This window comes from Heyndrickxia sp. FSL K6-6286, assembly GCF_038630395.1.
Lineage (GTDB): Bacteria > Bacillota > Bacilli > Bacillales > Bacillaceae_C > Heyndrickxia > Heyndrickxia oleronia.
The window spans coordinates 1,861,059-1,881,931 of record NZ_CP152029.1; the positions used below are offsets into that span (position 1 = coordinate 1,861,059).

General features: G+C 35.5%; 20 protein-coding genes. 19 read left to right on the forward strand and 1 reads right to left on the reverse strand.

Going from position 1 to position 20,873, the window contains the following annotated elements; all coding sequences use genetic code 11:
• Nucleotides 1-25: 25 nt before the first annotated feature.
• The 11 genes from MHI39_RS09355 to deoC all read left to right on the forward strand — a co-directional run bounded on the left by MHI39_RS09355 (nucleotide 26) and on the right by deoC (nucleotide 12,978).
• A complete protein-coding gene (locus MHI39_RS09355; protein ID WP_342541152.1) occupies nucleotides 26-361 on the forward strand; it encodes a YqxA family protein in 336 nt (111 codons plus the stop codon).
• A 463-nt stretch (nucleotides 362-824) separates the two neighbouring features.
• On the forward strand, nucleotides 825-2,657 hold the full coding sequence (gene lepA / locus MHI39_RS09360) for a translation elongation factor 4 (RefSeq protein ID WP_058002125.1): 1,833 nt from the start codon (nucleotides 825-827) through the stop codon (nucleotides 2,655-2,657).
• A 105-nt stretch (nucleotides 2,658-2,762) separates the two neighbouring features.
• Nucleotides 2,763-3,911: a radical SAM family heme chaperone HemW gene (hemW, locus tag MHI39_RS09365; protein WP_078109911.1), complete on the forward strand. Its 1,149-nt coding sequence runs from the start codon at nucleotides 2,763-2,765 to the stop codon at nucleotides 3,909-3,911.
• Nucleotides 3,912-4,041: 130 nt separating this feature from the next.
• Nucleotides 4,042-5,070, forward strand: coding sequence for a heat-inducible transcriptional repressor HrcA (hrcA, locus tag MHI39_RS09370; protein WP_071976210.1), 1,029 nt, complete (start codon nucleotides 4,042-4,044; stop codon nucleotides 5,068-5,070).
• A gap of 157 nt (nucleotides 5,071-5,227) precedes the next feature.
• The gene (grpE, locus tag MHI39_RS09375) at nucleotides 5,228-5,797 is read left to right on the forward strand and encodes a nucleotide exchange factor GrpE (protein ID WP_058002127.1); all 570 of its coding nucleotides are present in this window, start codon (nucleotides 5,228-5,230) and stop codon (nucleotides 5,795-5,797) included.
• Nucleotides 5,798-5,832: 35 nt separating this feature from the next.
• Entirely contained in the window at nucleotides 5,833-7,665 is a 1,833-nt protein-coding gene (gene dnaK / locus MHI39_RS09380) for a molecular chaperone DnaK (RefSeq protein WP_078109897.1), read from the forward strand.
• Between the two features lie 216 nt (nucleotides 7,666-7,881).
• A complete protein-coding gene (gene dnaJ, locus MHI39_RS09385) occupies nucleotides 7,882-9,009 on the forward strand; it encodes a molecular chaperone DnaJ (protein ID WP_071976209.1) in 1,128 nt (375 codons plus the stop codon).
• A gap of 57 nt (nucleotides 9,010-9,066) precedes the next feature.
• Nucleotides 9,067-10,005, forward strand: a complete 939-nt coding sequence (gene prmA / locus MHI39_RS09390; RefSeq protein ID WP_071976208.1) for a 50S ribosomal protein L11 methyltransferase — start codon at nucleotides 9,067-9,069, stop codon at nucleotides 10,003-10,005.
• 8 nt (nucleotides 10,006-10,013) lie between these two features.
• Nucleotides 10,014-10,766, forward strand: a complete 753-nt coding sequence (locus MHI39_RS09395; RefSeq protein ID WP_342541153.1) for a 16S rRNA (uracil(1498)-N(3))-methyltransferase — start codon at nucleotides 10,014-10,016, stop codon at nucleotides 10,764-10,766.
• Nucleotides 10,767-10,771: 5 nt separating this feature from the next.
• A complete protein-coding gene (mtaB, locus tag MHI39_RS09400) occupies nucleotides 10,772-12,127 on the forward strand; it encodes a tRNA (N(6)-L-threonylcarbamoyladenosine(37)-C(2))-methylthiotransferase MtaB (RefSeq protein ID WP_280615906.1) in 1,356 nt (451 codons plus the stop codon).
• Between the two features lie 179 nt (nucleotides 12,128-12,306).
• The gene (deoC, locus tag MHI39_RS09405; RefSeq protein ID WP_342541154.1) at nucleotides 12,307-12,978 is read left to right on the forward strand and encodes a deoxyribose-phosphate aldolase; all 672 of its coding nucleotides are present in this window, start codon (nucleotides 12,307-12,309) and stop codon (nucleotides 12,976-12,978) included.
• A gap of 389 nt (nucleotides 12,979-13,367) precedes the next feature.
• Here deoC and MHI39_RS09410 read toward each other — a convergent pair whose 3' ends face one another.
• On the reverse strand, nucleotides 13,368-14,306 hold the full coding sequence (locus tag MHI39_RS09410; RefSeq protein WP_342541155.1) for a Na/Pi symporter: 939 nt from the start codon (nucleotides 14,304-14,306) through the stop codon (nucleotides 13,368-13,370).
• Nucleotides 14,307-14,554: 248 nt separating this feature from the next.
• Between MHI39_RS09410 and rpsU the strand changes: the two genes are divergently transcribed.
• The 8 genes from rpsU (at nucleotide 14,555) to MHI39_RS09450 (ending at nucleotide 20,652) form a co-directional block, all read left to right on the forward strand.
• Nucleotides 14,555-14,728 (forward strand): 30S ribosomal protein S21, encoded by a 174-nt coding sequence (gene rpsU / locus MHI39_RS09415; protein WP_039238310.1) that lies wholly within the window; start codon nucleotides 14,555-14,557, stop codon nucleotides 14,726-14,728.
• Between the two features lie 14 nt (nucleotides 14,729-14,742).
• Nucleotides 14,743-15,186: a GatB/YqeY domain-containing protein gene (locus MHI39_RS09420; RefSeq protein ID WP_058002135.1), complete on the forward strand. Its 444-nt coding sequence runs from the start codon at nucleotides 14,743-14,745 to the stop codon at nucleotides 15,184-15,186.
• Nucleotides 15,187-15,331: 145 nt separating this feature from the next.
• Complete coding sequence (locus MHI39_RS09425; protein WP_218958286.1) at nucleotides 15,332-16,645, forward strand: nodulation protein NfeD; 1,314 nt, start codon at nucleotides 15,332-15,334, stop codon at nucleotides 16,643-16,645.
• 28 nt (nucleotides 16,646-16,673) lie between these two features.
• Nucleotides 16,674-17,675, forward strand: coding sequence for a flotillin-like protein FloA (gene floA, locus MHI39_RS09430; RefSeq protein ID WP_058002137.1), 1,002 nt, complete (start codon nucleotides 16,674-16,676; stop codon nucleotides 17,673-17,675).
• 31 nt (nucleotides 17,676-17,706) lie between these two features.
• Nucleotides 17,707-18,090: a hypothetical protein gene (locus MHI39_RS09435; RefSeq protein ID WP_071976202.1), complete on the forward strand. Its 384-nt coding sequence runs from the start codon at nucleotides 17,707-17,709 to the stop codon at nucleotides 18,088-18,090.
• A gap of 111 nt (nucleotides 18,091-18,201) precedes the next feature.
• The gene (gene yqfC, locus MHI39_RS09440; RefSeq protein WP_058002139.1) at nucleotides 18,202-18,486 is read left to right on the forward strand and encodes a sporulation protein YqfC; all 285 of its coding nucleotides are present in this window, start codon (nucleotides 18,202-18,204) and stop codon (nucleotides 18,484-18,486) included.
• A gap of 13 nt (nucleotides 18,487-18,499) precedes the next feature.
• Nucleotides 18,500-19,693, forward strand: a complete 1,194-nt coding sequence (gene yqfD, locus MHI39_RS09445; protein WP_180211703.1) for a sporulation protein YqfD — start codon at nucleotides 18,500-18,502, stop codon at nucleotides 19,691-19,693.
• Nucleotides 19,690-20,652: a PhoH family protein gene (locus MHI39_RS09450; RefSeq protein WP_342541159.1), complete on the forward strand. Its 963-nt coding sequence runs from the start codon at nucleotides 19,690-19,692 to the stop codon at nucleotides 20,650-20,652. Before yqfD ends, MHI39_RS09450 begins: the two co-directional genes overlap by 4 nt.
• Nucleotides 20,653-20,873 lie beyond the last annotated feature (221 nt).

Here is a 20,873-nt window from a genome sequence, read left to right on the forward strand (position 1 = left end):
TAGCTAATAAAGGGATGATTTAAAAATGAAGCGTTTTATGCTGAAATGCCTTTTGATCTGTAGTGCATTATTCATTGGTGTCTTAATGGGAATGCAAAAAGCCAATGAAGGAATGAGGGAAATGAAAGGTTACCAAGAGGAAGGATTAAAAGCACCGATCACAGTGAAAGAAGTTGAGAATGGCGAGATTGAAGCATCGGTACTTGGAAAGAATGTAACCTCGCATGATTTAGAGGCTAAAAAGGAGAAGTTGAAAGAAATCAAAGCGTTTAATTTTTTATCATCCCTGGGAAGGACTATGGCTAATATGATATCTAGTATTACAGAGAAAATAATCAATTTTTTCTCTTCTATCTTATAAAAATGCTAATTTCGTATACTTGGTTGTTTTTTTATGAAAGCACAACTTCCAACATTTACATTCAATAAAGTCCCATGAAATCAAGGGTTGATTGCTAGTTTATCAATAACCTTAAAAGTAAGAAAATTTTTGAAAAGACTGATAAAGATGAGGTTGTCTGAAAAGGTTCTGATATGATTCAGATACCACTATTCAGACAGCCTCTTTTAATAATACAGTTTTCAATATTCATTTTGTCCTGCATTAACTAGCTCAACCGCCTCATCCTTCGACATGTGTGTCTTCGATAGCGGAGGTGAAATTCGCCCTTCAAAACTTACTCTTTAGTACATAAATGATCGAGAAACTTTGCGCTTATTTTTATTTAAATTCTTTCATCTAGTTTAATTTCAATTGAATCTTGCAAATCCTGCTGATATAATCAAAAATAGTTTACATGTGGCGTTTAACAGGAGTGAAAAAAATGAATAATGAAGATAGACTGAAAAGACAGGAAAGGATTCGCAACTTTTCTATTATTGCCCATATTGATCATGGGAAATCAACTTTAGCAGATCGAATTTTAGAAAAAACAAATGCTCTTACTTCAAGAGAAATGAAAGCACAATTACTCGATTCAATGGATTTGGAACGTGAACGAGGAATTACCATAAAATTAAATGCTGTGCAATTAAAATATAAAGCGAAGGATGGAAATGATTATATTCTTCACTTGATTGATACTCCAGGACATGTCGATTTTACCTATGAAGTCTCAAGGAGTTTAGCAGCTTGTGAAGGTGCCATTCTTGTTGTTGATGCTGCCCAAGGGATTGAAGCACAAACCCTTGCCAATGTTTATCTTGCTTTGGATAATGATTTGGAAATTTTGCCAGTAATAAACAAAATTGACTTACCAGCAGCAGATCCAGAACGTGTACGACAGGAAGTTGAAGATGTGATTGGATTAGATGCATCTGAAGCTGTTCTAGCTTCTGCAAAAGCGGGTATAGGTATCGAAGAAATCTTAGAACAAATTGTTGAAAAGGTACCTGCCCCAACAGGTGATCCTGCAGCACCATTAAAAGCATTAATATTTGATTCTTTATATGATGCATATCGGGGAGTAGTCGCATATATTCGTGTTGTAGAAGGAACGGTAAAAGTTGGCGACAAAATTAAAATGATGGCAACTGGTAAGGAGTTTGAAGTTACTGAAATAGGGGTATATGCGCCTAAGCCAGTTGCATGTGATGAACTAACAGTAGGTGATGTAGGATTTTTAACCGCTTCGATTAAGAATGTAGGAGATACGCGAGTAGGGGATACGATTACAAGTGCTATCAATCCAGCTAATGAGGCGTTACCAGGATATAGGAAGTTAAATCCTATGGTATATTGCGGATTATACCCTATTGATTCAGCAAAATTCAATGATCTTCGTGAAGCACTCGAAAAACTTGAATTAAATGACTCCTCCCTCCAGTTTGAACCAGAAACATCACAAGCGCTTGGTTTTGGTTTCCGATGTGGTTTTTTGGGACTCTTGCATATGGAAATTATTCAAGAGCGGATTGAGCGGGAATTTAAAATTGACTTAATTACTACCGCACCGAGTGTAATATACAATGTGTTATTAACTGATGGTACAGAAGTAAATGTGGACAATCCGTCGAATATGCCAGATCCACAAAAAATTGATAAGGTTGAAGAGCCATATGTACGAGCTTCCATCATGGTTCCAAATGAATATGTTGGGGCTGTTATGGAGTTATCTCAAGCAAAACGTGGAACATTTATTGATATGAAATATTTGGATGATATTAGGGTCAATGTAATATATGAAATACCTCTTTCTGAAATTGTTTATGACTTCTTTGATCAATTGAAATCAAGTACGAAGGGGTATGCTTCTTTTGATTACGAGTTAATTGGCTATAAGCCGTCGAAATTAGTCAAGATGGATATTCTTTTAAATTCTGAAAAAGTAGATGCACTAAGCTTTATTGTGCATCGTGATTTTGCTTACGAGCGTGGAAAGATCATTGTAGAGAAATTAAAGGAAATTATTCCACGTCAGCAATTTGAGGTTCCTGTTCAAGCAGCTATCGGACAAAAAATTGTTGCACGATCAACCATTAAAGCGATGAGGAAAAATGTCTTAGCAAAATGCTATGGAGGAGACATTTCTCGGAAGCGAAAACTACTTGAAAAACAAAAAGAAGGTAAAAAACGGATGAAGCAAGTAGGATCAGTTGAGGTTCCTCAAGAGGCGTTTATGGCGGTTCTGAAAATGGATGATACAAGTACAAAATAATGAGAAAAAGGGAGTAAGCTTGATGTTTATCATGCGATCACTCCCTCTTTTTGTATGACTGGAAGAGACTGAATTTATTATTTATAGGAAACATTTAAATTGGAGATGATTTTAAAATTGGTGAAGTCAGCTTATATTCATATCCCATTTTGTGAGCATATTTGCTACTATTGTGATTTTAATAAGGTTTTCTTAAAAGGACAGCCAGTAGATGAGTATATAGATCAGTTATTACATGAAATGGAATTAACAATATCAAGAAATGCAACAGAACAATTAGAAACTATCTTTGTTGGAGGTGGAACTCCAACGGTTTTAAACGAAAGTCAGCTTGACAAACTATGTAAAGGAATTCGAAATATACTACCATACAACAGCGAGGGAGAATTTACTTTTGAAGCCAACCCAGGTGATCTTTCAAGGGAAAAGTTAAATATTTTGAAGGATTATGATGTCAATCGCCTTAGTTTCGGTGTTCAATCTTTTAATGATGAATTACTAAAAAAAATTGGTAGAGCACATACAGAAAAAGATGTCTACACGACAATCGAGAGATCGCACCAAGCAGGTTTTGAAAATATAAGCATTGACTTAATTTATAGCTTACCTCAGCAAACTGAAAAAGATTTTATCGATACTTTAAGTAAAGCATTGAATCTAAATTTACCACATTATTCTAGTTACTCGTTAATTGTAGAACCTAAAACGGTTTTTTATAATTTAATGCAAAAGGGGAAACTTCATCTTCCATCTGTAGAGTTGGAGGCTAATATGTATAGTGTATTAATTGATTCAATGGAAAAGCACGGGTATCACCAATATGAAATTAGTAACTTCTCAAAAGAAAATTATGAAAGTAAGCATAATCTAGTGTATTGGAATAACGAAGAATATTTTGGGTTTGGCGCAGGAGCCCATGGCTATGTTAATGGTGTACGACAATCAAACATAGGTCCAATAAAAAAATATATCGAAAAGCTTCAAGCAGGGCATTTGCCAATTTTAGAGTCGAACGTTTTAACGAAAAATGAAATGATGGAAGAGCAGATGTTTTTAGGGTTAAGAAAAAACGATGGGGTTAATATAGAGCAATTTAACCAAAAATTTAAAGTGAATATGCTCGACGTCTTTAAAGAGCCAATTGAACAAATGACTCATAAACAACTATTACAAATAAGTGAAGGATCGGTTCAACTGACTAGAGAAGGAAGATTTTTAGGGAATGAGGTTTTCCAGGCATTTTTAGGTCTATAAATAAATATTAAAAGGGTTAAAATAGAAGGAAGGTAAAGGGGTAAAAATATTGACATAGAGGTATAGTTTTGATAATTTATTATTAGAATTAGCACTCGGATTGTATGAGTGCTAACAGAGGTGATGAAAGTTGTTAACAGATCGTCAGCTTCTTATATTACGAGTAATTACTGATGACTTTATTCGATCTGCACAACCTGTCGGCTCAAGAACACTTTCTAAAAAAAATGAAATTTCCTTTAGCTCTGCTACTATTCGTAATGAAATGGCAGATTTAGAAGAAATGGGCTATTTAGAAAAAACCCACACATCTTCTGGAAGAATACCTTCAGAAAAAGGATACAGATATTATGTTGACCATATTATAGCTCCACAAAAGCTAGATGCTGGGGAAATATCGCGTATTCATTCTATTTTTGCAGAAAGAATTTATGAGCTCGAAAAACTTGTGCAAAAGTCGGCAAAAATTCTTTCAGAGTTAACCAATTATACAGCTATTTTATTAGGACCTAAGGTTAAAATAACGAAGCTGAAAAAACTGCAAATTGTTCCTTTGAACAATGAAACGGCCATTGCCATCATGATAACTGATACTGGCCATGTCGAAAACCGAATGTTCACAATACCTTCAGGCTTTAATCTTATGGATTTAGAAAAGATGGTTAATATTTTAAATGAGAAATTAACCGATGTTCCAATCTCTGAATTGAAAAGTAAGATATATAAAGAGGTAGCTGAACTACTTAAGCGACATATTCAAAATTATGATTCTATCCTTAATGCATTGTCAGACACAATTAGTGTGAAGGAACAGGAGAAACTTTTCTTTGGTGGAAAGGCGAATATATTTAATCAGCCAGAATTTCAAGATATACAAAAAATCCATTCTTTAATGGACATGATTGAAAGAGAAAATGGTTTTTATGAAATTGTTAAGCAAATTCCACATGGGATACATGTGAAGATTGGAAAAGAAAATGAGCGGTCGGAAATGGAAAACTGTAGTTTAATTACAGCAACCTATTCGATAGGAAATGATCCAGTTGGAACTATAGCGATACTCGGACCTACAAGAATGGAATATTCCAGGGTCATTAGTTTATTAGATTTTTTGAGTACGGATATGTCAAAAGCATTAACAAATTTGTTTCACAGCTAAATCTAGGTGAACAATTGCAAATGACATAACAACTGGAAATTAGTCATACGCGCTGGTTTCTAGTCTTTTTTTGTGAATATAACCATCTTTACAAATATGCGCCTAGGTATAGGTTAACCAGGGCGCCTATCATTTTTCTTTAAGGGAGGTGAAAACAATGGCAGAAGAGAAAAATCAAGAAATGACTGAGGAAACGGTTGAAACAATTTTTGAAGAAGAGACTGAAGTGAATTCTTCTGAACAAATTGAAACAAAAGAAAAAGAAGAATCCGATGCTAATGATGCAATAGAGGAACTTCAGAAAAAACTTGATGAATCTGAAAACCGTTATCTGCGTTTACGTGCTGACTTTGATAACTTCCGTAGAAGAGTTCAAATCGACCGTGAGGCGAATGAAAAATATAAGGCTCAAAGCTTAGTTACAAATTTATTACCGGCCATTGATAATTTCGAAAGAGCTATGCAAATAACACCTGAGGATGAACAAGCAAAACAGTTGATGCAAGGTGTAGAAATGGTATATCGAAATATTATTGATGCCTTGAAACAAGAAGGTGTTGAGGTAATAGAGGCTGTAGGTAAAGAGTTTGACCCTAATTTTCATCAAGCTATTATGCAAGGTGAAGATGAAAACTTCGATTCTAACATTGTCATCGAAGAATTTCAAAAAGGTTATATATTGAAGGATCGAGTTATTCGTCCTTCTATGGTAAAGGTAAACCAATAAATTTTTTTACATATGATAGTAGGAGGTAAATTAACATGAGCAAAATTATCGGTATTGACTTAGGAACAACCAACTCATGTGTCGCTGTTCTTGAAGGTGGAGAACCAAAGGTCATTCCAAATCCAGAAGGAAATCGTACTACTCCATCTGTAGTGTCATTTAAAAATGGTGAGCGTCAAGTAGGGGAAGTGGCTAAGCGTCAAGCAATCACTAACCCTAATACCATTATTTCTGTTAAGCGTCATATGGGAACAAACCATAAAGAGGTTATTGAAGATAAAGAGTATACTCCTCAGGAAGTTTCAGCAATGATCCTTCAATATTTAAAATCATATGCAGAAGAATATCTAGGAGAGACTGTTGATAAAGCAGTTATTACTGTTCCAGCTTATTTTAATGATGCTGAACGTCAAGCAACTAAAGATGCAGGGAAAATTGCTGGATTAGAAGTTGAACGTATTATTAACGAGCCAACTGCTGCAGCACTTGCGTATGGTTTAGATAAAATGGATCAAGATCAAACCATTCTCGTTTATGACTTAGGCGGTGGAACATTTGATGTATCTATTCTTGAGCTAGGAGACGGAGTATTCGAAGTTCGTGCAACTGCAGGTGACAATAAGCTTGGTGGAGACGATTTCGACCAAGTAATTATGGATTATTTAGTTGCTGAATTTAAAAAAGAAAATGGTATTGATCTTTCTAAAGATAAAATGGCTATGCAACGTTTAAAAGATGCAGCAGAAAAAGCGAAGAAAGACTTATCTGGTGTAACTTCTACACAAATTTCATTACCATTTATTACAGCTGGTGAAGCAGGACCTTTACACTTAGAAGTGAACCTAACTCGTGCTAAATTTGATGAAATTTCTGCAGACCTTGTTGAAAGAACAATGGGTCCTACAAGACGTGCTATGCAGGATGCAGGATTATCACCAAGTGAAATTGATAAAGTTATCCTAGTTGGTGGCTCTACACGTATTCCAGCTGTACAAGAAGCTATTCGTAAAGAAACTGGTAAGGATCCACATAAAGGAGTAAATCCTGATGAAGTTGTTGCAATGGGGGCTGCTATCCAAGGTGGAGTTCTTACTGGGGATGTTAAAGATGTTGTACTACTAGACGTAACACCACTTTCATTAGGGATTGAAACAATGGGAGCTGTGTTTACGAAACTAATTGATCGTAATACGACAATCCCAACATCTAAATCACAAGTGTTCTCAACAGCTGCAGATAATCAAACTGCCGTAGATATCCATGTTCTTCAAGGTGAACGTCCAATGGCTGCAGATAATAAAACATTAGGCCGTTTCCAATTATCTGATATTCCGCCAGCACCACGTGGAATTCCACAAATCGAGGTAACATTTGACATTGATAAAAATGGTATCGTTAATGTAAGTGCTAAGGATTTAGGTACTGGTAAACAACAAAATATTACGATTAAATCATCTTCAGGATTATCAGATGAAGAAATCGATCGTATGGTAAAAGAAGCTGAGGAAAATGCTGAAGCAGATAAACAACGTAAAGAAGAAGTAGAATTACGTAATGAAGCAGATCAGCTTGTATTTACAACTGAAAAAACGTTAAAAGATCTTGAAGGTAAAGTAGAAGAAGCAGAAGTGAAAAAGGCTGAGGAAGCAAAAGATGCATTAAAAGCGGCTATTGAGAAAAATGACTTAACTGAAATCCGTGAAAAGAAAGATGCGCTCCAAGAAATTGTACAAAATCTATCAATGAAATTGTATGAAGAAGCAGCAAAACAAGCACAAGCACAGCAAAATGCTGCTGGAGGCCAAGAAGGAAATAATAACGATGATGTGGTCGACGCAGAATTTGAAGAAGTAAAAGATGATAAATAAAAAATAGTCTCCACATATACATGTTCAAAAAGTCAAAGTCAGGTCATTCTTGGCTTTGGCTTTTTGTTTTAAACAAGCTCTTATGTTTAGTGAATCGAAGTAAAAAAGCTCCATAAGACTTTGGGGTTATCTGATATTTACTGTTCTTTTTATTGATTGTTCCCAACGTCAATGTTAAAATAACCTTTATGCGAAAGGATTCGGGAGTGTGTTTGAATGAGTAAAAGGGATTATTACGAAGTATTAGGATTAGAAAAAAATGCCTCAAAAGAAGAGATAAAAAAGGCTTATCGAAAATTATCTAAAAAATATCATCCAGATATTAATAAAGAAGCTGGAGCGGACGAAAAATTTAAAGAAGTAAAAGAAGCCTATGAAGTTTTGTCAGATGACCAAAAACGTGACCAATATGATCGATTTGGACATACTGATCCAAACCAAGGATTTGGTGGATTTGGTAATGGTGACTTTGGTGGGTTTGGAGGCTTTGAGGATATATTTAGTACCTTCTTTGGTGGTGGATCTTCAAGACGTCGTGATCCAAATGCACCAAGACAAGGTGCAGACCTTCAATACACAATGAGCTTGGAATTTGAAGAAGCGGTATTTGGGAAAGAAACGGTTATTGAAATACCTCGTGAAGAGAACTGTGATACATGTCATGGTACTGGAGCAAAGCCTGGTACGAAACCAGAAACTTGTTCTCACTGTCATGGATCAGGCCAATTAAATACAGAACAAAATACACCATTTGGCAAAATTGTAAATCGTCGAGTATGTAACTATTGTAATGGTACAGGTAAGATGATTAAAGATAAATGTAAGACATGTGGTGGTACAGGAAAAGTAAAGAAACGTCGAAAAATCAATGTAAAGATTCCTGCAGGAGTTGATGATGGTCAACAATTAAGAGTTTCAGGTCAAGGTGAACCTGGTATAAACGGTGGTCCTGCTGGAGATCTTTATGTCGTTTTCCATGTGAAAGAACATGAATTCTTTGAACGTGATGGGGACGATATATATTGTGAGGTTCCTCTTACTTTCTCTCAGGCTGCGTTGGGGGATGAGATTGAAGTTCCAACGCTACACGGAAAAGTTAAGTTAAAGGTCCCTTCTGGTACACAAACAGGTACGAAATTCCGCCTCCGTGGAAAAGGTGTTCCAAATGTTAGAGGTTATGGTGTTGGAGATCAGCACATTCATGTTAAGGTCGTTACACCGACGAAGTTAACAGAAAAACAAAAGCAATTATTACGTGAGTTTTCAGAAATTAGTGGTACTATTCCAGATGAACATAATGAATCGTTTTTTGACAAAATGAAAAGAGCATTTAAAGGGGAATAATTCCTCGAGTGATTAATTATTTTCGAATGCAATAAATAAAAGATGGAGTTGGTAGAAGTGAAATGGTCTGAAATTATGATCCATACGACAAATGAAGCAATTGAACCGATCTCAAATATTTTACATGAGGCAGGTGCTAGTGGGGTAGTAATCGAAGACCCATTTGATCTTATTAAAGAGAGGGAAGATCAGTTTGGTGAAATCTACCAACTCAACCCAGATGATTATCCTGAAGAAGGCGTAATTATCAAAGCGTATATAGCAGTGAATAGCTTTTTAGGTGAAACGATTGAAGAAATTAAGCAATCGATAAACAACTTGACTGAACTAAATATTGATATCGGTCATAATGATGTTTCTATTAGTGAAGTCAATGAAGAAGAATGGGCAACTGCTTGGAAAAAATATTATAATCCAGTGAAAATATCTGAAAAGTTTACGATTGTTCCTACTTGGGAGGAATACGAACCAGTATCAAGTGATGAGCTCATTATTGAATTAGATCCTGGAATGGCCTTTGGAACGGGGACACACCCTACAACAGTTATGTGCATTCAAGCATTAGAAAGAACAGTGAAACAGGCTGATTCTGTCATTGATGTTGGCACAGGTTCAGGTGTTTTAAGTATTGCTGCTGCTATGCTGGGAGCAGGAAAAGTAACGGCACTTGATTTAGATGAAGTGGCAGTACAATCAGCTAGGTTAAACGTAAAGCTAAATAAAGTACAGTCAGTGGTTACTGTTTCCAAAAATGACCTCCTTCAGGGAATGGATGGACAAGTGGATGTTGTTGTTTCAAATATACTAGCTGAAGTGATTATGAGTTTTACAGATGACGTGGCAAAAGCAGTTAAAATGGGCGGATATTTTATTGCTTCAGGCATCATTCAGCAGAAAAAAGATCAAGTAAAGGATGCGATGATAGCTTCGGGCTTTACCATTGAAGAAACGATTATAATGGAAGACTGGGTTGCTTTTATTGCAAAACGTGGGTGATCAAGGAGATGCAACGTTATTTCATCGACAAGAACCATGATGGAGAAAATCAATTTCACTTGGAAGGTGATGCTTATCACCATATTTCACATGTTATGAGAATGAAAGTGAATGATGAATTTTTTATTGTTTTTTCAGAAGGTAAATCAGGGGTTGCTAAAATAGTTGATATTACCAATGAGGAAATTATCGCAAATGTAGTAAAATGGGAAGATGAAAATAAGGAAATGCCTGTAAAAGTAACAATTGCGAGCGGACTGCCTAAAGGGGATAAATTAGAATTAATTATTCAAAAAGGAACAGAGCTCGGAGCTTTTCAATTTGTCCCTTTTATAGCGGATCGCTCCATTGTTAAATGGGAGCCTAAAAAGGAAAAGAAAAAGCTTGAACGATGGCAAAGAATTGCATTAGAGGCAGCGGAACAAGCCCATCGACAATATATACCTAAAGTTACTGCTCCGCTATCGTTTAAAAAACTACTTGAATACAGCCAACCATTCGATCATAAATTAGTTGCATTTGAAGAGAGTGCAAAATTGGGGGAAACCTCTAATTTTGTAAAACAATTAAATGAGTTTAATGCTGGCGAGACAGTACTCATCGTATTTGGACCTGAAGGTGGTCTAACGAATGATGAAGTGAAACAAATGGAAGAATCGGGATTTTGTATTTGTGGATTAGGTCCAAGAATATTACGAACTGAAACAGCTCCTTTATATGCATTATCCGCAATTTCTTACCAATTAGAATTAATGAGGTGATTGCAATGTCACAAGTGGCATTTCATACATTAGGATGTAAAGTAAATCATTATGAAACAGAGGCAATTTGGCAATTATTTAAAGCTCAAGGCTATGATCGGGTAGATTTCGAATCAATGGCAGATGTATATGTCATCAACACATGTACTGTAACAAATACAGGAGATAAAAAAAGTCGTCAAGTGATTCGTCGTGCAGTAAGAAAAAATCCAGATGCAGTCATTTGTGTTACTGGTTGTTATGCACAGACTTCCCCTGCAGAAATTATGGCTATACCTGGTGTTGATATTGTTGTAGGTACACAAGATCGGACAAAAATGCTCGACTATATTGAGCAATTCAAACAAGAAAGAAAACCAATTAATGGTGTCGGAAACATTATGAAAAATCGTGTTTATGAAGAATTGGATGTTCCAGCCTTTACTGATCGAACACGTGCATCATTAAAAATTCAAGAAGGCTGTAATAACTTCTGTACATTTTGTATTATTCCATGGGCACGTGGTCTTATGAGATCCCGTGATCCAAAAGAAGTCATTCATCAAGCACAGCAACTTGTAGACGCTGGTTATAAAGAAATTGTCTTAACGGGAATTCATACAGGTGGATATGGACAGGATTTTAAGGATTATAATTTAGCTATGCTACTTAGCGATATGGAGAAACAAGTAAAAGGATTAAAACGAATCCGCATATCATCTATAGAAGCTAGTCAATTAACGGATGAGGTCATTGAGGTAATCGATAAATCGAAATTAATTGTTCGACATATGCATATACCTCTTCAATCAGGATCTGATACAGTCCTAAAAAGAATGAGACGGAAATATACGATGGCAGAATATGAAGAAAGACTGTTGAAATTGAAAAAGGCTTTGCCTGGACTTGCAATAACATCCGATGTTATCGTTGGGTTTCCTGGGGAAACAGAAGAAGAATTTATGGAAACCTACAATTTTATTAAAAAACATAAATTTGCTGAACTTCATGTCTTCCCATATTCGAAGCGTACAGGTACTCCTGCTGCTCGCATGGAGGATCAAATTGATGAAGAGATTAAAAATGAACGTGTTCATCGCTTAATTTCGTTGTCAGATCAATTAGCGAAGGAATATGCCTCTAATTTTGAGAATGAAGTATTAGAAGTCATTCCGGAAGAAAAATTCAAAGATGATCCAGCTAGTGGTCTTTATGAGGGGTATACAGATAATTATCTAAAAGTCGTTTTCCCTGCATCTGAAGATATGGTTGGTCAAATTGTGAAAGTTAAAATTACTAAATCTGGCTATCCTTATAATGAAGGCCAATTTGTCCGTGTGATGGATGAAATTGATGAGGTCAATCAACAGCAAGCAATATAATTGGTTTTAGAAAAAATTGGAAGTTGAATTTAAAGTCAAGGTTTTCATGACATTGACTTTGGATTTACTTCTAATTTTTTTTGTTTTGGGGATACTAAATCTACTCGAAATGATAGGTTATCAATGATATAGTAATAGAGGTACGTACAACATAAATTACATAAAGGAGAGTTAGAATTATGACGAATAACATTGCAAAAATGATTGACCATACATTGCTAAAGCCTGAAGCAACAAAGTCACAAATTCAAAGTTTGTGTGAGGAGGCAAGAGAATATTCATTTGCATCCGTATGTGTTAATCCAACATGGGTTAAATATGCAGCAGATCTTTTACAAGGTTCAGATGTAAAGGTATGTACTGTTATTGGATTTCCTTTAGGGGCTACGACTCCTGAAACAAAGGCATTTGAAACAAAAAATGCCATTGAAAACGGAGCGGAGGAAGTTGATATGGTTATAAATATTGGCGCCCTTAAAAGTGGAGATCTTGAACTAGTTGAACAGGATATATTAGCTGTTACAAATGCTGCAAAAGATAAAGCATTAACAAAGGTAATTATTGAAACTTGCCTTCTTACTGAAGAAGAAAAAATTCGTGCATGTGAACTCGCTGTAAAAGCAGGAACTGATTATGTGAAGACTTCTACAGGATTTTCTACAGGTGGAGCAACAGTTGAAGATATCGCATTAATGCGTAAAACAGTTGGACCAAATATAGGTGTCAAAGCATCTGGAGGTGTAAGAAGTCCTGAAGATGCACAGCAAATGATTGAAGCAGGTGCAACACGTATTGGTGCTAGCTCAGGTGTAAAAATTGTCCAAGGATTAACCAGTGATAGTGATTATTAAGTAATAGAAAAAAGTAAAAAGCCCAGAGAATGGTACTCTCTGGGTTTTAGTGTAAACTCTTTTCCCAAACATTGTTGCTATTCAGGTAAAGTTATAACTTTAAATATAGCTGAGGATCACTACACTTTTCATTTTACTGAGAAAAAAGCTACAATCTCCATAAGACCCGATAGAATCCTTTATTGTTAGTAAAAGCCGGCAGTTGGGCTTTTGCAAGAGTAACAAACTATACGAAAACAGCCTTAGTGTAAGAATGAATAAAAAGTTTCTCTCCTTTAGTGGTAATAGGTCAATTGAGCTCCATATTTAGACTATTGAAGTCAATTAAACTCTCTATTAAGCAACTCATTTAAAAGAACAGAATGGAGAATTCTATCTTGTCTTCTTTATTATATGGGTTTAATCTTACCTTTACCGTGTATTCGGATAATGAATTTACCGAATTTTGTGGCAAACGGAAGAACAATTAATGAGCAAATGACATTAAATATAACACTTGCATGTGCTAATTGGGTTTCAATATTAGAGGTTAAGTGTCTTGAAATATCACCTAAATACTGAATAAACGGAATAAACAATATAGCGCCAACTAGATTAAGCCATATATGGGTGTATGCAGTTAATCTTGCTTCCTCTCCAGCACCGATACTTGCTAATAAGCCTGTTATGCATGTACCGATATTTGCACCAAGCATGATGATTATCCCAGTTTCGAGGGGGAATATACCTGCGCTTAGAAAACTCATAGCGATTCCAGTCATTACTGTACTTGATTGAATACATGCCGTTAAAAGAATTGAAAATAAAAATCCATAAATCATATGACCATTTATTAATATTAAAAGATGCTGAATAAAGTCGAGTTTTGTTAAGGGGCCAGCTAGCCATTCAAACCCTCTCATTGCGGAGATAATTATTGCAAAACCCGTAAAAATAAAACCTAGGCTTTTTATTTTTGGTCGATTAAAAAATAAAAAAAACAAACCAATGATTAAAAAAGGAATAATTAACTGTGATAAATCATACGAAAGGAATTCTAAAGTAAAGGTTGTGCCGATATTTGTTCCTAAGATAATTCCTATAGTCTGTGGAAAGCTTAGAATTTTCGCCGCAACTAAACCTACCATAATGACCATAACTGCAGAACTACTTTGTAATATTGCCGTCATGATTATTCCTACGACCATTCCTTTAATAGGAGTACTTGTTATTTTTTTTAGCCATACCTCCATTGCTTTCCCTGAAAGATTAAATAAACCAATACGAAGCCACGTCATACCTAATAAGAAACTTCCCACTAAACCAATAAATAAACCTAAATAAAGCATGTCCTCCCACCTCATTAGTAATCATATGGTATAATAACAATGAAAATGCCGCTTTTAAAAAATAGTAAAATTTATTGTGTTTACAGTAGAGAAATAGTTAATTTTACACAATTTTTTATAGGACATTTTAAACAACACTATGAAAGTTTATTGACCTCGTAAAAAGGATATATTATAATGTCATGGTACATGGTTTTTTTATGTGTTGCATGAAGCCGTAGTGTGTGTTCGGAGGGAGGGAAAGAGAGATGTCAAAAACAGTTGTTCGTAAAAACGAATCGCTTGAAGATGCTCTTCGCCGCTTCAAACGTACAGTTTCTAAAACAGGAACTTTACAAGAATATAGAAAGCGCGAATTTTATGAAAAACCAAGCGTAAAACGTAAGAAAAAGTCTGAAGCTGCTAGAAAGCGTAAGTTCTAAGAGAGGGTGGAATAATGGGTCTTCTCGAGCGTTTAAATGAAGATATGAAACAAGCGATGAAAAACAAAGAAAAAGAAAAACTCTCTGTTATCCGCATGCTTAAAGCATCATTGCAAAATGAAGCGATTAAGCTTGGTAAAGATCTGTCAGAAGAGGATGAACTGACAATCCTTTCTCGCGAAGTGAAGCAACGCAAAGACTCCCTCCAGGAATTTCGAAATGCAGGTCGTGAAGATCTCGTTGAAAAAATTCAAACAGAACTAACTTATGTGGATATATATTTACCTGAACAGCTTTCAGAAGATGAACTGACAACGATTGTTCTCGAAACAATAAAAGAAGTTGGTGCTACATCGAAAGCTGATATGGGAAAAGTGATGAGTGCCATTATGCCGAAAGTTAAAGGTAAGGCTGATGGTTCAACTGTAAATAATATCGTAAAGCAGCAATTAGCTTAACAAAAAAGCCAGGAAGTTTTTTAACTTCCTGGCTTTTTTCTTGAAATAATTCTTTAAATTATTTCATTATAAATGAAACTTTTATGTTACAAAAACGTAAAAATAAATAAGGAAAAACTGAAGAGGAGTAGAAAGGGGGGATAATTTGAAAAAAGCTCTCTTTATATTAGGATCTCTATTAATAATTGCAGGAAGTTTATTTTTTTCAGCAAGTGCAGAAAGTCAAAGTAAAAAAACTGTTGTAGTCATTCCTATTGAAGAAGAGATTGAAAAGGGATTACAAGCTTTTTTGAAAAGAGCCATTGATACAGCTGAGGATAATTATGCTGATTTAATCGTGTTTGATATTAATACTCCAGGCGGTGCTGTAAATGCAGCAAGTGATATAGGTAAACTTTTAAATAGTACTGATATAAAGAAAATTGCTTTTGTTAATAATAAAGCACTATCTGCGGGTGCCTATATTTCTTTGTTTGCAGATGAAATTTATATGGTACCGGATGCCACAATGGGAGCTGCAGCAGTGATTAATCAACAAGGGAACACAGCAGGAGAAAAAGCGGAAAGTGCCTGGAAAGCTGCAATGAATGCGGCAGCTAAACAGCATGGGCGGGATCCAATCTATGCAGAAGCCATGGCTGATAAGGATATTGATCTTCCAAAACTAGATGCTGGAAAAGGGAAATTGCTGACATTAACTTCTGAACAAGCTGTTGAAGTGGGTTATTCAGAAGGTACATTCAAAAATTTATCGGAGTTATTAAAGCATATTGGGTATGACAATGCTTTAATCGAGCATGTTGATCTAAGCTTTGCTGAAAAAATCGCTAGGTTTTTAACTAATCCTATCGTTGTTCCTATTCTACTATCCATTGCAAGTCTTGGTTTAGTAGTAGAATTATATTCCCCAGGCTTTGGTATACCTGGTACAATGGGATTAACAGCATTATTATTATTTTTCTATGGACATTTAGTTGCAGGTTTGGCAGGCTATGAATCTCTTATATTGTTCATTATAGGTATCGTACTGATTATCGCAGAATTCTTTTTACCTGGAGCGATTGCGGGAATCCTAGGAGCTGCAGCCATTATAGGAAGTTTACTCATAGCAGGGGGAAACATCTTTTACATGGGAATATCAATAATAATTGCTGTATTAGTAGCTATTATTGGCATGATTATAATGGTAAAGGTGTTGGGTAAACGCATGAAAATATTTAAAAAGATCGTCTTATCTGATTCAACGAGTACTGAAAAAGGATATGTATCAAATGAAAATCGTGTGGAGCTAATTGGTCGTGCAGGTCTAACCATTACCCCACTTCGTCCTGCGGGAACGATAACGATAGATGATGAAAGAATAGATGTAGTGAGTGAAGGCGGGTATATCGATAATGGTCAGAGCGTTAAAGTAATCAAAGTAGAGGGCTCTCGAATTGTCGTTAGACTAGATAAATAATCGAAATTTTTGAAGGAGGATAAATTTAATGGGTTTAGATCCAAGTACAATACTTATATTATTAGCAATTGCAGCTGGTATTATTGTTCTTGCCATACTATTAACTTTTGTTCCAGTTATGCTATGGATATCAGCTTTAGCAGCAGGCGTTAAAATTGGAATTTTCACCTTAATTGGTATGAGGTTACGACGTGTCATACCAAGTCGTGTCATCAATCCTTTGATAAAAGCACGTAAAGCAGGGATTGATGTAGGAATTAATCAATTAGAGAGCCATTATTTGGCTGGAGGAAATGTTGATCGTGTAGTAAATGCTTTAATTGCTGCTCATCGAGCGAATATTACCCTTACATTTGAACGATGTGCTGCAATTGATTTAGCTGGTCGTAATGTATTAGAAGCCGTTCAAATGAGTGTAAATCCAAAGGTCATTGAAACCCCATTTATTGCTGGTGTTGCAATGGATGGTATTGAAGTAAAAGCGAAAGCAAGAATTACCGTACGAGCGAATATTGAACGCCTTGTCGGTGGAGCTGGTGAAGATACAGTTGTTGCGCGTGTTGGTGAAGGGATTGTAAGTACAATCGGTTCTTCAGACAATCATAAAAAGGTATTAGAGAATCCTGATTTAATCTCTCAAACAGTATTGAAAAAAGGATTGGATGCAGGAACTGCTTTTGAAATTCTCTCCATAGATATCGCTGATGTGGATATCGGTAAGAATATCGGTGCGCATCTTCAAACTGAACAAGCCGAAGCTGATAAGAAAATTGCCCAAGCAAAGGCAGAGGAACGCCGTGCAATGGCTGTTGCTTCCGAACAAGAAATGAAGGCAAGAGTTCAAGAAATGAGAGCAAAAGTTGTTGAAGCAGAAGCAGACGTCCCATTAGCAATGGCTGAAGCATTACGTTCTGGAAATATTGGAGTTATGGACTATTTAAACTTTAAAAATATTGAATCAGATACAGATATGCGAGGATCCATTGGAAAAATGACATCAGATAAGAAGGATCAACAAAAGCCAGAATAACGTATTTAACCAAAGGTAGGGAGGAATTCCTTTGGAATCATTAATCATAGCGGTAATTGTAGGATTAATTAGTCTTTTTCTTAATAAAAAATCGAATGAGGGGAAACAGGATAAACAAGACGCTCCAAAACCGGTCTCTACACCGAGGAGTAATCGGCCCCTTGCGAAAACTATTACCGAAACTACATCACCACCTGATAAAATTCAAGCTAAATATAGGGAAATTAAAGAAGCATTTGAGCCTACTCCAGAAGTGGATTTGAAGGAATCATTTGAAAAAGAAATGCTCCCTCAGAAGGTCAATAAAGAAAGTGAACCTAAACAGCTTGAAATTGATGAAAATGATCTATTAAAGGGTATCATTTTATCAGAGGTTTTAGGCCCACCAAGATCAAAAAGACCATATAGAAGATAAAAAATTATAGAGAAATCGTGTCGATCACCAGACACGATTTTTTCTTTTTAAAAATGTGTGCTGAATCCCCTTCCTACTTCATAAATATGAGATGAAAGGGGGTTCTTTTTTATGGCAAAAAAATGGAGCAGACAACTTCGTAATTGGATGACAAGCAAAATGGAGCTTCCACAGGATGTCATGATGGATCTTCCCCGAATCACGATGATCGGACAAATCCATATTTATATAGAAAATCACCGCGGATTATTAACCTTTTCAGATCGTGAGGTTCGATTACTTCTAAAGCAGGGACAATTGTTAGTAAAAGGTCAATCCTTCGTTATTCGAACGATATTACCCGAAGAAATATTATTAGAAGGAAAAATCGATGAAGTAATTTATTTAAATGAATAGGGAGTGACTTTTCTTGAAGAACCAATGGATTACTTTTTTTGGTGGTAAGATCCATGTAAAGGTAGAAGGGAAAGGTGTAGAGCGATTGATAAATCAGCTCACCCGTTCCCATTTAACTATATGGAATGTTAAAAGACAAGGTACAACTGCGATTACTTTTTTTATGCGGTTACAGGATTTACATAAACTAAGGCATCAGAGCAGAAAATATGACTGTAAGATTTCCTTTTTAAATGGACAAGGTGCTCCTTTTTTATGGAAAAGAGTATTGAAAAATTCAGGATTTTTTACAGGGTTTTTGCTTTTCTTTATCGTTATTACGATTCTCTCCAATATTATATGGGGAATACAAATAAAGGGAGCTAGCCCGCAATTAGAACATCAAATACGTAAGGAATTAGATAAATTAGGGATTCATATTGGGAAACTACAGTTTTTTGTAGATGATGTAGAAACGATTCAAAGAAAGCTAGAAGATCGCATTCCTGAATTAACTTGGATTGGTGTCGAATTAAACGGGACAACCTTTCATTTCCAGGTAGTAGAAAAGACAATACCTGAACCACCAGAGAAAAAGTCCCCACAAGACCTTGTAGCGACTAAAAAAGCTGTGATCGTGGATACTTTTGTTGAAAATGGTCAACAAATGGTTAAAATTAATCAATATGTGAAAAAGGGTCAGTTACTTGTTTCGGGTACAATTGGCAATGAGCATAATGAGAAACAAGTTGCTGCAATTGGAAAAATCTATGGTAAGACATGGTATAAGTCAACAGTTGAGATGCCACTTGAGTCAGATTTCCAAGTTTATACAGGTAAAGAAAAGCGAAAATATAGCTTAAATTTTGGATCGGTAAAGGTTCCTTTGTGGGGATTTGGAAAAATTGAATATAAAGAATACGATTCAGAAAAAGAACCACATAAAATAAATTTTATAAAGTGGTCTCTTCCAGTAAAGTACGAAGAAACAACCGTAAGAGAAAAAGAAAATGTAAAAAGAAAATATAGTGAAAAACAAGCCATAGATGCTGCTAAGGAAAAGGCGCGTAATGACTTAAAGTCAAAAATTCCTACAGATGCTAAAGTAGTTGATGAATATGTTTTGCATGAGAAGGTCGAGAATGGTAAAGTTAATTTATCAATATATTTCCAAGTTATCGAAAATATTGCAATAGAAAAACCAATCATTCAAGGAGACATAGAATGACAGAAGATTTAAAAACATCTAAACTTCAACTAGAAAATCCAAATGAAGCGATTGCCTTATTTGGAATCTCAGATTCAAACTTAAAAATGTTAGAAGCAGAATATGAAGTATCAATTGTTACTCGAGGAGAAACAATTGATGTATCTGGAAAAGAAACAAATGTAGAAAAAGTGTACCATGTTCTATTTCAACTATTAAAGGTTATTAGGAAAGGGATTAATATTAGTGGCCGGGATGTTGTTTATGCCATCCAAATGGAAAAACAGGGAATGATAGAGTATTTTACAGATATTTATGAAGAAGAAATCACTAAAAATGCGAAAGGCAAGATTATTCGTGTAAAAAATCTCGGTCAAAGGCAATATATCAATGATATTAAAAAGCATGATTTAGTATTTGGTATAGGTCCAGCTGGGACAGGTAAAACATATTTGGCGGTTGTAATGGCTGTTGCAGCATTAAAGAGTGGCCAGGTGAGAAAAATTATTCTTACAAGACCCGCAGTAGAGGCAGGAGAAAGTTTAGGCTTTTTACCTGGAGATCTAAAGGAAAAGGTAGATCCATATTTACGCCCGCTATACGATGCATTAAATGATGTATTAGGCAGTGAACATACACAAAGGCTGATTGAAAGAGAAACCATAGAAATTGCACCTCTAGCATATATGAGGGGAAGAACTTTGGATGATGCCTTTGTTATTTTGGATGAAGCTCAAAATACCACTCAAGCACAAATGAAGATGTTCTTAACCCGCCTAGGCTTCAGCTCTAAAATGGTAATTACAGGAGACCGTACACAGATTGATTTACCGAAAGGGATTCAATCTGGACTAGTGGCAGCTGAAAAAATCTTAGAAAATGTTTCAGGAATTTCTTTTGTATATTTGGAACAAAGTGATGTCGTGCGTCACCCTCTTGTTGCACGGATTATTGATGCATATAATATACACTCTTCTTAACCCGTACTTTTTAGTCGGGTTTTTTCTTTGGATTGGCTTTTTTTCTCGGCTGGTAGTAGGATTTTGGCAAATACAATAAACTATACAAAAATGGCCTTTGATTAAAAGGGATAATATCAGCTATTGTCGAATTAGTGAGTTAGATGGAATGAATGAATATAATAAATATGGGTGCATTTCAATACAAAAACTGATATTATTTTACATAATTAGGGAAGAGC